The sequence below is a fragment of the Brucella sp. TWI559 genome, assembly GCF_039674265.1.
GTDB classification, from domain to species: Bacteria; Pseudomonadota; Alphaproteobacteria; order Rhizobiales; family Rhizobiaceae; genus Brucella; species Brucella chromiisoli.
The window spans coordinates 1-12,879 of record NZ_JBDJNE010000009.1; the positions used below are offsets into that span (position 1 = coordinate 1).

A 12,879-nucleotide genomic window follows, 5' to 3' on the forward strand; every position below is an offset into this window, starting at 1 on the left:
ATCGCTGTCAAACTCAATCTGCCAACTCAAGGGACGAACCAGTCTGCCGCTAGCAGCGTCGCCGCCCTCGTTGTGGCGCCATATAGACCCCACTCAACAAAACTGTCAACGGCAAAACTGTCTTATTTGAAACTTTTTTGACAATTCTCCCCAATTAGCAGGGTTTTCACGATATACGCTTATATATACCCCTCTAACAAAGCCCCTAAGAGATAGCCTGATGGGGTCACAAACCGGCCTCATTATTGAAATAGCCTTCCCGCAAATCAAAAAGCGGCTGGCTGGATGCTGTGGATAACGAAAGCTGGTCCGCTTATCGTTGACTTAAGGCGTTACGGCAGGCAAAACTCAAAATCCCGTTTGAGGGACTTCCATAATTAAGGGAAGACACCATACATCAGATCGCGGTCCCGCTGCTTTCTGGAAAATGATGTTCACGCACCTTCGGGTGCGGCCAGATTTGCAGAAGGGCCAACAAAAGCAGCATGAAAGAATTGGGGCCCAACAATCTGGATCCGGGTGACGAGCCCCCGCTGACGGTAGGCGGACGCCGCCGCCCCCCTGACCGGCGTGAAGTTTCAGCACGTTGGCTTGCAGGCACATTTCTTACAGGCGTTACGTCTTGCATGCTCATTGGTGTGGCTTTGTTTGCCGCCCTAGATGGCCGCGAACAATTGGCAACGCCACCGGAAATTCTCGCGCGCAATGACATGCCCGGCATCGTCAATGATACGAACGTCACCAAAGGCGCCCGCCTCGTCAGCACGATTTCAAAGCAGAAAGCCACAGATCGCCGTCGCTTCGACCTTTCAACGATGCAAAAGGTTGGCGAGCGCGAGGTTATCCGCACAAGACCCTTTGAGCTGGTGCATATGGCTTTGGCCGTTGACCATCCAACAAGTCGCAAGTACCCGGCATTTGATGCGATGTCTATTTTCTCGGAAGGTCCGGCGGCACCGCAACCTACCGATACCGGGCAGATTTACGGTGCAAAAGTTGAAAGTGAAGTCAGCCTGCAAGTTGCCGATTTTCCACTCAACAGCACGACTTTCGACGCATCCAATGATCTGACTGTTGATGAAGTTGAAAAAGTCGTCCGCGACACCGGCGCGCTGCTAACCGACGGTGATGTCCAGGTTGCCTCTTTACACTATGTGGACCCGGCGCGTTTCGGTGGAACCGATTCGTCTTTTGCGCTTAGCCCCGCTCTCGGTGTAAAAATCACCCAGGAAAATGTCAGCGTTGCGCTGCGTGCCGATGATGAAGAAGCCGCCGACGGTTTCTCGGAAGAACTGATTCCTTTCCGCCGGACGATGGACATCAAACAGGCGCTGCAAGATGCGGGTTACACGGGAGAAGACGTCTCTCATATGGCGGATGCGCTTATCAAACTGCTCAATTCGCCGCGCCTTAAAGAAGGTAGCGTCCTGCGTATCGGGACCGAAACACAAAATGGCGAAGACCGCGTTGTCAGAGCGAGTGTTTATCATCGAACCACACATCTGGTGACGGTGTCGCTGAATGATCGTATGCAATATGTGCCGTCCGATCAGCCAGAAGAAACACCGCTGCTCGCGTCTGCGTTCGATGGCGATGCGCCGCCAACCGCCATCCGCGGCAATCTGCCAAGTGCATATGATGGTATCAGCCGCGCAGCCCTTGCCTATGGTATGACCGAAACCATGCGCGAAAACCTCGTCAAAATGCTGGCGAGCGATGTCGATCTTCAGGCTCGCCTTTCGCCGAACGACAAAATCGATGCTTTTTTCTCCTTGCCGGACGACCCGGAAAAACCAGACGGTGATTCCCATCTTCTTTTCGTCGCAGCGACCTTCAGCGGAACGACGCGAAAGTTCTACCGCTATCAGGCACCCGATGGCAGCATCGATTACTTCAATGAAGACGGCAAGAGTGCCAAACAGTTCCTATTGCGCAATCCGGTGCCCAATGGCGTATTCCGCTCTCCTTTTGGAATGCGCCGACATCCGATTCTTGGCTACAGCCGCATGCATACCGGTGTTGATTGGGCAGCACCACGCGGCACGCCGATTATTGCTTCGGGCAATGGTGTTGTTGAAAAGGCTGGATGGACGAATGGCTATGGCAACCAGACTTTGATTCGTCACGCCAATGGTTATGTCAGCAGCTACAGCCATCAAAATGCAATTGCACGTGGCATAAGCGCCGGTCAGCGTGTGCGTCAGGGACAAGTGATTGGCTATGTTGGCTCAACCGGCCTTTCAACCGGTCCACACCTTCATTACGAGCTGATCGTTAATGGAACCAAGGTTGACCCGCTTCGTATTCGTTTGCCAGATAATAAAGCGCTTAAAGGACCGGAACTGGAAGCCTTTAAGCAAGAGCGCGATCGTATCGATACACTGTTAAATACAGATGATGCAGGCACCAAACTTGCATCCAGCGGTTCGGCAAAGAGCTGATTCTTCAAACAAGCGAGCTTAAAAACGCAAAACGAAAGCATATTGTTATGAATATGCTTTCGTTGCCTGTCACACGGTTTTTGGAAAAGATGCGCGTTAGAACAAAGGATTAGAGCGCCGATCTGATCCAATCAGAAGCAAAATGCGCTCTAATCGGTGAATTCAACCGTTACGCCCGGTTTCACAAGCTTCGCCAGCTCTTCCGCATCCCAATTGGTCAAACGCACACAGCCATGGCTGGATGTTTTGCCGATGCGCGAGGGTTCAGGCGTTCCGTGAATACCATATGTTGGCTTTGACAGTGCAATCCACACTGTGCCGACCGGACCGTTTGGACCCGGCGGAATGGTCAGAACCTTGTCATTGTTACCCTGCTTGAAGTTAAGCTTCGGATTATATGTATAGTTCGGATTGATCGCGATGCGCTGGACTTGCACGATACCCGATGGTGACGGCGTATCAGACGAGCCAATTGTTGACGGATAGGCAACGACTAGTTTGCCGTTCTCGTCATAGCCGCGCACTTGCTTCCGCGCCTTGTCGGCAATGATTCGTGCAACCTTCGATCGAACAGCTTTGCCAAGGTTCGGAACCTTTACGACAGAACCCGGCTGATTGAAGTTCACACCCGGATTGATCTCCTTGAGATAGGCTTCATCAATGTGAAACTTCTCACCGAGCATTTCAGTCACGGATGTATAGGCCATCGCCGGAAGCTGTGCTTTATGGGCATAATCATCGGGAATGGATGCAACATACTGGCGGCCAACATCTTCGTTGGTAATCGTATAGTCGGTGAAAGCCGGGCCGCCGGTGGCTTCAAGCTCGGCATTGATTGCAGCCTCATCACTCGGATTGAGAAATTTACCCGTCATTTCGCTATAGGCGGCGGCAGCCTTGTCCACATTGCTGCCAGAGCGACCATCAATCACACCGGGGGATGCACCTGCGCGATCAAGCAACACCTGATAGGCCGCAATCTTCTGCTTTGCGCCCTGCCCTTTCGGCATTTCGATGGCTGGCGTCATATCATCGACATGCGGAACAGCCTGCGGCTGCGTCCCTGGCTGTTGATAACCGGGATCGCGATTGATGCTGGCTGTTGGCGATTCGGTGTCCGGATATTCGGTGCCTGCCGGCGGCAATTCCGAGCGCTGGACCTGACCGTCCCGGTTATAATCATAACCGGGCGCGGCGGGCGCTTCTGGATAATAATTCGGATCTTCAGGCACATTGCCAAAGCCGTCATAGGGCGCGCCACCGCCCACAGGACCATCGGACCAGCCCTCATTCTGTTGGCGACCACTTGCATAGCGCCCGGAATCGCGCGGGTCTTCGATATGCAAAACACGTCCGCGACGATCAACCGTTACCTGCCGACCATATTCATCAGTATAAACGCGCACGCCCCTGTCGCGTCCGCGATCGTGCCCCCAATCAAAGAGCTGCGCGAGCTGCGTTGGCTGCGAAACATGAATTGCCGCATCACTTGTTTGCGCAAAGGCTGAACCGCCTACAGCAAGAATGCCGGTAAAAATACTTGCAAACCCGAACAATCCGAAGCGAAGCATGCGTAAGAGATGCGACATACAAGAAACCCTGAATTACCTTGAGACAAGGAATGCAACTATATGGTTAACAATTAATTACCCAATAACAGCAAATGCCAGATGAACTGGACATGAAGATGGCCTGAACATCCTGTTCAAAAAGAAAAAAGCGCCGCACTCAAACGAGTGCGGCGCCGTTTGCGACATAGTTTAAGACTTAGGCCTTTTCGTCTTCCTGCACCGGTTCACCTTCACCCATCACACGGATAGGACGAAAGTTGAGTCGGTCCGAGCCAGGCAAAATCTTGACGATCGAACCGTCAAGAATATCGCCAACCAGAATTCGTTCGGCCAACGGGTCCTGAACTTCTTTCTGAATAACCCGCTTCAACGGACGCGCACCATAAGCCGGATCGTATCCTTTGTTTGCCAACCACTCGCGCGCATCATCTTCGAGTTCCAAAGTAATCTTGCGATCATGCAACAGAGCCTGCAAACGCTTGAGCTGGATATCGACAATCGATCCCATATCGTCACGACGCAGCCTGTGGAACAGGATAATTTCATCGACGCGGTTGAGGAACTCTGGACGGAACGACGCCCTTACAACACCCATCACCTCATCACGCACAGTTTCAACATCATCGTTCTCGCCAAGATTGACGAGATATTCAGCGCCAAGGTTCGAGGTCATGATAATGACAGTATTGCGGAAATCGACCGTGCGGCCCTGACCATCGGTCAGACGACCATCATCGAGAACCTGAAGCAACACGTTGAACACATCCGGGTGCGCCTTTTCGATCTCGTCGAACAGGATCACCTGATAGGGTCTGCGCCGTACAGCTTCCGTCAGAACGCCGCCTTCCTCATAGCCGACATAGCCGGGAGGGGCACCGATCAGTCGGCTTACGGAGTGCTTCTCCATGAATTCCGACATATCAATGCGCACCATTGCCGTGTCGTCCTGAAACAGGAACGAAGCCAGCGCCTTGGTCAGCTCGGTCTTGCCCACACCCGTTGGTCCAAGGAAGATGAACGAGCCGATTGGCCTGTTTGGATCCTGAAGGCCTGCGCGCGCACGACGGACGGCCTTGGAAACAGCCTGAACAGCCTCGCCCTGTCCAACGACCCGCTTTGCGAGTTCGTCTTCCATACGCAAAAGCTTTTCGCGTTCACCTTCCAGCATCCGCTCAACCGGAATGCCGGTCCAGCGCCCAACAACCTGCGCAACATGTTCAGGTGTTACGGTTTCCTCAAGGAGGGAGCCCTTATTTTCGATGCTTTCAGAATCGGCAAGCTGCTTCTCAAGCTGAGGGATTGTTCCATAAGCCAGCTCGCCAGCCTTCTGGAATTCACCGCTGCGCTGTGCAATCGCCAAAGCATTGCGTGCTTCTTCCAACTGACGCTTCAAATCAGCAGCAAGGCCAAGCTTCTGCTTTTCAGCCTGCCACTTTGCCGTCAGCTCCGCTGATTCCTCTTCCAGATCGGACAGCTCTTTTTCAAGACGCTGTAAACGATCTTTGGAAGCCGTATCCGTTTCGACCTTCAGCGCTTCGCGCTCGATTTTGAGCTGCATGGCGCGACGATCAATTTCGTCGAGTTCTTCCGGCTTTGAATCCACCTGCATACGCAGACGCGATGCGGCTTCATCGACAAGGTCAATTGCCTTATCCGGCAGGAAACGGTCGGTGATATAACGGTTTGAAAGCGTTGCAGCCGCAACAAGTGCCGAGTCAGAAACACGGACCTTATGGTGCTGCTCATATTTCTCCTTCAAACCACGAAGGATCGAAATCGTGTCCTCAACTGTCGGCTCATCGACAAATACCGGCTGGAAACGACGCGCAAGTGCTGCGTCCTTTTCAACATATTTGCGATATTCCTCAAGCGTGGTCGCACCCACACAGTGCAACTCACCGCGCGCCAATGCGGGCTTGAGCAGATTGGATGCATCCATCGCACCATCGGACTTTCCGGCACCAACCAGCGTATGCATTTCATCGATGAAAAGAATGATCTCACCGGCAGCCGTCTGCACCTCCGAAAGCACAGCCTTCAGACGCTCTTCAAATTCACCGCGATATTTCGCACCGGCAATCAGCGCACCCATATCGAGCGCCATCAGTTGCTTGTCTTTGAGCGATTCTGGCACATCGCCATTCACAATGCGCAGCGCCAGGCCCTCGGCAATCGCTGTCTTACCAACGCCTGGCTCACCGATCAGCACCGGATTGTTCTTGGTGCGGCGCGACAGTACCTGAATCGTGCGGCGAATTTCTTCATCGCGGCCGATAACCGGATCAAGCTTGCCTGCACGCGCATCTTCCGTCAGATCGCGCGCATATTTCTTCAACGCATCGTAATTGCTTTCAGCGGAAGCAGAATCGGCTGTGCGGCCTTTACGCATATCATTAATAACCTTGTTGAGCGCGGTCGGTGTCACACCGGCAGCAGCAAGAATTTCAGACGTTTTTGCAGACTTCTCAATAGCAAGCGCAGTCAACAGGCGTTCAACCGTGACAAAGCTGTCACCCGCCTTGGTCGCAAGCTCTTCGGCAAGGGTGAAAACCTTCGCCAATGGTTGCGCAAGATAAAGCTGATCATTACCACCGCTTACTTTCGGCAATTTTTCGAGTGCTGTCTGCAAGCCCATGCGCACATCGGCGATACGACCGCCAGCACGCTCAATCAGCGACGCGACCAGCCCTTCATCGTCATCAACGAGGACTTTGAGAAGATGCTCAGGTGTAAACTGCTGATTGCTGGAAGAAAGGGCAAATGTCTGGGCAGACTGGATAAAGCCCCGAACCCGTTCGGTATATTTCTCAATATTCATAATGTCTCCTTTTCCCTCCGACCCGTATCGGCATCGGAAGACTTCTGGTGACGGAGCCCCCTTATCAGCTGGCTCCTTATCCAAGAAGGAATATGGGAGTATGGAACGATTTCGGCAAGCCCGGAAAGCGCCTTAAAATGCAAATAAAAATGGCGCGGAAAACCGCGCCATTTTTTAAAATCTATCGTCTTGCGAGTTCAGCAATTACGCATCGGAATCCGCAGGTTCAGCAACTTCATCCTTGGGAACACGACGCGGGCGACCGGGGCGCCGCGTGACGCGGGCTGGCGCTTCTTCTTTAACCGAAGCCTCAACCGCTGCTTCAACCGCAGGCGCCGACTTTTCAACAGCCGGTGCTACTTCTTCCGCAACTTTGGCAGGCCGTTCAGCACGCACTGGCTTTTGAGCGGCGGGCTTTTCAGCAACCGGCTCAACAACAGGCGTCGGAGCTGGCTGTTCATCGGCTAGCGCCGCAACAGCGGCCTCGATGACAGGCTGTTCGGAAGTTTCGCCTGCATTGAAGCGTTCGCGCTGAGGGCGGCGACCGCGACCGAGACGGCGCTGATCCCGTCCATCGCGACCATCACGGGGCTGCGAACGATTGTCAGGGCGGTTGTCCGCGCGGCCTTCGCTGCTCTCTTCACCATAAACAACTTCAGCTGGCGTGCCTTCAATCACCGGCTGCGGCCCGGAACCATTGACTGGCTGTGGCGCTGGCGCTGCTGGGGCATAGCCGCTTTCATCTTCATCACCACCGTCATTGTCGAAGTTTTCTTCGCGCTGATACGGAATGTTCTGCTGCGCCATGGCAGCCATGATGATGCGATTGTAATGTTCTGCGTGCTGAAGGTAATTTTCAGCCATGACCCGATCACCGGACGCCTGTGCGTCACGGGCCAAAGTCGTATATTTTTCTGCAATATGTTGAGCATTGCCGCGGATTTTTACATCCGGTCCATTGCTTTCATAATTACGCGACAGAGGATTGGGGCCCTTGCGGTTGTTGTTGTTGTTATTATTGTTATTTCCCCGTCCGCGCATGCGCCTGTTCTGCTGTGCTGGCCTCATCGTCTTCTCTTTTCAGATTAAAGGGCGTCAAATTCCCGCGGCTTAAAGCCACCGGCTTCGCATTATCGAGCCATGGAGGAAGCACACCCTAAAACTTCCCACACATCGAATTGTTCAGAGTTCCGCACCGTCCACAAAGGACAACGCGAACTTTTTGGCTTGGTATTTGCAAGACCTCCCGAAAAGAAAACCCTTCGGAACTATTTTTGAAAGTCGAGCATTTCCGTACAAACCATCCCTTGAGAAAAACCTCATAGGAGCATGACCCTAATTCGTCATGGAGTATTTCCGCCACCGCCCTCAAGCGGGCAAAACCATTCTGGCTGTATACGGTGGCTGGAAACTAACCGGCTTCGCCGCAAATTCCAAGCGCTTTTTTGAGGTCGTCGCGTGTTTTTTTACTTATGACACATCAAACACTTGCAATTCCAAATACCGGTAATCATGTTTCGTGGATACTTGGTTAAGCCTGTGTGGCGATTGAACAGTTTCAAGGCATGACGCGTCAGCATCTTAGCGCCTTGGCATAATGTCTTCATGCATGAAAACCATGGCCCTTCTGTGGCCACCCAAATCGCTTGCAGAATTGATCAAATGGAAATTGGCGCTTTCAAAAATGGCGCCGACATCGTCAAACTGGCCCACGCCAATTTCGACGGCAACAATACCACCTTTATGTAGGTATGCACGAGCCTCAAGTGCAAGGGCGCGATAGAAATCAAGCCCGTCCGCCCCACCATCAAGGGCTGCCATCGGATCATGCTCGCGCACATCAGCTGAGAGAGCAGCAATCTCTTCATGCGGAATATAGGGCGGGTTTGAAACAATGAGATGAAACTTTCCGCTGACATTCGCAAACCAGTCGCTTTTCAATGCCGCAAATCTCTCACTCACCCCATTGGCTGCCGCATTGATCCGCGCCATGGCCAGCGCACCATCAGCCACATCAAGCCCGATCGCATTGAGCTTCTCAAATTTATGCAGGAGTGAAATCGCAATTGCGCCCGTTCCTGTCCCCATATCAAGCATCAGCGCCCGACCATATAGCGCAATCAGCTTTTCAATATAGGGCGAAACAAGCTCGACAAGCGCCTCCGTATCCGGGCGTGGTTCGAGTGTTTCGGGCGAAAGCCTGAACGGCAAACCATAGAACTCACGCATACCGATAATGCGGTGCACAGGCTCCCCTTCGGCGCGGCGCTCAAGCGCATCGTTTAATTTCGCGACCTGTTCCTCATCCATCATCTTTTCCGGTGACACAATCATATCAAGCCGTGTCGCGCCGGTTGTCCATTCAAGCAGCAACTGCGCATCAAGATCAGGCGTATTAACACCCGCACCCCGCAATCGTGCGCGGGCTTGCGCCATCAGATGATCAAGACGTTCACCACTCACGCGTTTTCGCCCATTTCCATCAACAGCGCCGTCTGATGGTCTGAAATCAGCGCGTCGACCAGTTCATCAAGTTCCCCCATCATCACCCGGTCAAGCTTATAAAGCGTGAGGTTGATGCGATGATCGGTCACGCGCCCCTGTGGGAAGTTATAGGTGCGGATACGCTCGGAACGGTCGCCCGACCCCACCTGGCTGCGGCGTGATTCTGAGCGTTCTGACTCAGCCTTTTGCCGCTCCATATCATAAAGACGCGCGCGCAGGATCTGCATGGCACGGGCGCGGTTCTGGTGCTGCGATTTTTCGGCCTGCACCACCATGATGCCTGTTGGAATATGCGTGATGCGCACTGCCGAGTCAGTCGTGTTGACGTGCTGACCACCCGCACCCGAAGCGCGCATTGTATCAATGCGGATATCTTCGTTGCGAATTTCGATATCAATGTCTTCGGCTTCTGGAAGCACGGCAACCGTTGCCGCAGACGTATGGATACGCCCACCCGCTTCGGTTTCCGGCACACGTTGCACGCGGTGCACACCGGATTCGAACTTCAGCTTGGAAAACACGCCCTTGCCCGAAACAGTGGCAATAATTTCCTTGTAACCACCGGCATCGCCCTCGCTTGACGAAACAAGCTCAACGCGCCAGCCTTTTTCGGAAGCAAAACGCTCATACATGCGAAAGAGGTCGCCAGCAAACAGCGCCGCTTCAAGTCCACCCGTACCGGCACGGATTTCAAGGATCGCATTCTTTTCATCGGCAGCGTCTTTGGGCAGAAGCAGAATCTGGACTTCCTGTTCAAGACCTTCAATGCGCTTTTCAACGTCTGGCAATTCTTCCACTGCCAATGCGCGCATTTCGGCATCGGTTGAGGCATCATCGCGCATAGCAGTCAGATCACGGGCTTCATTACGCGCATCGGTCAGCTCCCGGATTTTTCCGACGACCTCCTGAAGCTCGGAATATTCTGAAGCAAGCTTCACATAGGTTTCCGAATCCGGATTGTTCGCCATCTGGCTTTCAATCATCGAGAACCGCTTCAAAAGCTGGTCCATCCGGTCCTGTGGCAATGCGATCATTGGTATATCCTGAAAACTTTAATAGCAGCGCGAATAAGCAGTATTAAGGGCCGCGCACAAGGCGCGACACCCAAACATTTCATGCAATTTTCTACGCTATAGCGGAATATCGTTGTCTTCGGCAAACTGAAGCAGCAACTCACGCAGCGAATGTGCACCATTTGGCTTGTCGAGCTTCTCATTAAGCAAAGCATTGAGCTTGCCCGCGTCAAGCGCTCCCAGCATTGCCTTAACCGGACCAATACTTGCCGCTGACATCGAAATCGAGCGGAAACCAAGGCCAATCAGCGCCATCGCCGTCAGCGGACGTCCGGCCATTTCACCGCACAGTGTCACCGGCTTTCCATGCCGTTTGCCTGCATCAACAATGTGACGCAATGTGCGCAGGAACGCAGGCGACAACTGATCAAAACGACCCGAAATCAGCGAGTTCCCGCGATCGACAGCCATCAGAAACTGGAACAGGTCGTTGGAACCGACAGACACAAAGTCCACAATCGACATCAACTCATCAAGCTGCCACAAAAGCGCAGGCACTTCGATCATCGCACCAAGCTTGAGATTAAGCGGCAGCGTGTGTGCAAAGCGTGACAGATGGCGCACTTCACGATCGATAATCTCGCGTGCAGCCTTCACTTCCGACACTTCCGTCACCATCGGCAACATAAGTTTCAGCTCACGGCCACCGGCCGCTTTCAGAAGTGCGCGCAACTGGGTGCGCAGCAGGCCCGGACGATCCAGCGTCAGGCGGATCGCGCGCCAGCCAAGAGCTGGATTTTCTTCCTGACCGGTTGCGCGGAAATAAGGAAGAACCTTGTCACCACCAATATCGAGTGTGCGGAAGGTTACAGGCTTGCTGCCCGCAGCCTCAATCACAGAGCGATAAAGACGTTCCTGCTGTTCTGCACGCGGGAAGGTCGATGCCACCATGAACTGAAGCTCGGTGCGGAACAACCCAATGCCGGCAGCGCCCGATGCCGAAAGCTGCGGCAGATCAACCAGAAGACCCGCATTCATCAAAAGCGAAATCTCAACGCCATCCTGCGTCAGCGCTGGCTTGTCGCGCAATTCGCGATAATGCGCCTGACGACGCGCACGGAAGCGGACTTTTTCGGCATAAGCCAATTCCACATCCGCCTGTGGACGCAGATGCACAATGCCCTCATCACCATCAACGATAGCCGCATCATTGTTTTCCGCCATGGAAACAGCGCCCTTGGCCTGACCGACCACGGGAATGCCCATCGCCCGCGCAACAATCACCACATGGCTGGTCGCGGCACCATCTTCGAGCACCACGCCACGCAAACGCTCGCGCGGATAGTCAAGCAGTTCGGCAGCGCCCATGGTGCGCGCAACGATAATGGCATCCTTTGCCAGTGATTCGGCGATAGTCTTGACATCGCGCCCCATCAGCTGACGCAGCAGGCGGTTTGCCAGATCATCAAAATCGGACAGACGTTCGCGCATATAAGGATCGGTCAGATGCACCATGCGCGCACGCGTGTCGCTCTGCACCTTCTCGACCGCGGCTTCCGCCGTCAGACCATTGTGAATGGCTTCTTCCAGACGCCGCACCCAGCCGCGATCATGCGCAAACATGCGATAGGCTTCGAGCACTTCACGATGCTCGCCTTCCACAGCCACATCGCGGCGCGAAAGCATATCATCGATGGAAATGCGCAATGAGCCAACAGCTTCTTCCAGCCGGGCCAGTTCAGCCTGGCTGTCTTCATTAAACAGGTTGGTGACAACGATACGCGGCTCATGCAGCACGACATGACCAAGCCCGATACCGTCATTGAGCGCATTGCCCGTCACGCTCATCGGACGGCCAAGATCCAGTTCGATACCGGGGCGGGCAAGACGCAGACCATCGCCGGTCGCGATAATCTCGGCCAGAACCATTGCTGTCGTTTCAAGTGCCTCAACCTCATCCTCACGATAAGCGCGCTTGGTCTGATTCTGGACAACAAGAACGCCCAAAGTGCGGCCAGCACGAAGCACAGGCACACCAAGGAACGAATTATAGGCTTCTTCGCCGGTTTCAGGCAGATAGGCAAAGGCAGGATGGCTCTGCGCATCGGTCAGGTTTAACGGGCGCGCGCTGGCGGCAATCGTGCCGACAAGTCCCTGCCCCAGACGCAGCTGTGCAAGGTGAACAGATTGAGGATTAAGACCTTCAGTCGCATAAAGCTCAAGCACGCCATCGGCGCGCAGAATATAGAAAGAGCAAACTTCCGCGACCATATTTTGCGCGATTTCACGGACGATCCGGTCAAGGCGTTCCTGCGGCTCAAGTGATTCCGCCATCAATTCGCGCAACCGCTTCAGCAGCACGCGGGGACCAGTTGTCAGATCACGCATGATCGTCGGAGGCTCCTCATTTGGTACAGGCCCCGCCTCACGCAAAGCCAGTTCCCATTACCCGCCTGCGAAGCGTTACGCCGAATCCTTTGTGAGCATTTTTGACACCTACGTCTAGTCCAATCGTTCGAAAATATGAGAAG

General features: G+C 53.8%; 7 protein-coding genes. 1 reads left to right on the forward strand and 6 read right to left on the reverse strand.

Translation table 11 applies throughout. The annotated features are described in order from the left end of the window. Window positions 1-485: 485 nt before the first annotated feature. Window positions 486-2,441, forward strand: coding sequence for a M23 family metallopeptidase (locus tag ABE530_RS12470; protein WP_499694715.1), 1,956 nt, complete (start codon window positions 486-488; stop codon window positions 2,439-2,441). Between the two features lie 149 nt (window positions 2,442-2,590). Here the strand turns inward: ABE530_RS12470 and ABE530_RS12475 are convergent, their stop codons facing one another. From ABE530_RS12475 to ptsP, 6 genes are all read right to left on the reverse strand, one after another. Then, entirely contained in the window at window positions 2,591-4,030 is a 1,440-nt protein-coding gene (locus ABE530_RS12475) for a L,D-transpeptidase (protein WP_499694716.1), read from the reverse strand. Window positions 4,031-4,208: 178 nt separating this feature from the next. Continuing rightward, complete coding sequence (gene clpB, locus ABE530_RS12480) at window positions 4,209-6,830, reverse strand: ATP-dependent chaperone ClpB (protein WP_499694717.1); 2,622 nt, start codon at window positions 6,828-6,830, stop codon at window positions 4,209-4,211. A 204-nt stretch (window positions 6,831-7,034) separates the two neighbouring features. After that, complete coding sequence (locus tag ABE530_RS12485) at window positions 7,035-7,898, reverse strand: DUF4167 domain-containing protein (protein ID WP_499694718.1); 864 nt, start codon at window positions 7,896-7,898, stop codon at window positions 7,035-7,037. 513 nt (window positions 7,899-8,411) lie between these two features. Then, window positions 8,412-9,266: a peptide chain release factor N(5)-glutamine methyltransferase gene (prmC, locus tag ABE530_RS12490; protein ID WP_499694801.1), complete on the reverse strand. Its 855-nt coding sequence runs from the start codon at window positions 9,264-9,266 to the stop codon at window positions 8,412-8,414. A gap of 23 nt (window positions 9,267-9,289) precedes the next feature. Next, on the reverse strand, window positions 9,290-10,369 hold the full coding sequence (gene prfA, locus ABE530_RS12495; RefSeq protein WP_499694719.1) for a peptide chain release factor 1: 1,080 nt from the start codon (window positions 10,367-10,369) through the stop codon (window positions 9,290-9,292). A gap of 96 nt (window positions 10,370-10,465) precedes the next feature. Next, complete coding sequence (gene ptsP, locus ABE530_RS12500) at window positions 10,466-12,736, reverse strand: phosphoenolpyruvate--protein phosphotransferase (protein ID WP_499694720.1); 2,271 nt, start codon at window positions 12,734-12,736, stop codon at window positions 10,466-10,468. Between the last annotated feature and the right edge of the window lie 143 nt (window positions 12,737-12,879).

Excerpts from the sequence above, each read along its gene's own strand:
- ABE530_RS12470 (WP_499694715.1), top strand. The coding sequence starts at position 486 with ATGAAAGAATTGGGGCCCAACAATCTGGATCCGGGTGACGAGCCCCCG.
- ABE530_RS12475 (WP_499694716.1), bottom strand. The coding sequence starts at position 4,030 with ATGTCGCATCTCTTACGCATGCTTCGCTTCGGATTGTTCGGGTTTGCA.
- clpB (WP_499694717.1), bottom strand. The coding sequence starts at position 6,830 with ATGAATATTGAGAAATATACCGAACGGGTTCGGGGCTTTATCCAGTCT.
- ABE530_RS12485 (WP_499694718.1), bottom strand. The coding sequence starts at position 7,898 with ATGAGGCCAGCACAGCAGAACAGGCGCATGCGCGGACGGGGAAATAAC.
- prmC (WP_499694801.1), bottom strand. The coding sequence starts at position 9,266 with ATGGCGCAAGCCCGCGCACGATTGCGGGGTGCGGGTGTTAATACGCCT.
- prfA (WP_499694719.1), bottom strand. The coding sequence starts at position 10,369 with ATGATCGCATTGCCACAGGACCGGATGGACCAGCTTTTGAAGCGGTTC.
- ptsP (WP_499694720.1), bottom strand. The coding sequence starts at position 12,736 with ATGCGTGATCTGACAACTGGTCCCCGCGTGCTGCTGAAGCGGTTGCGC.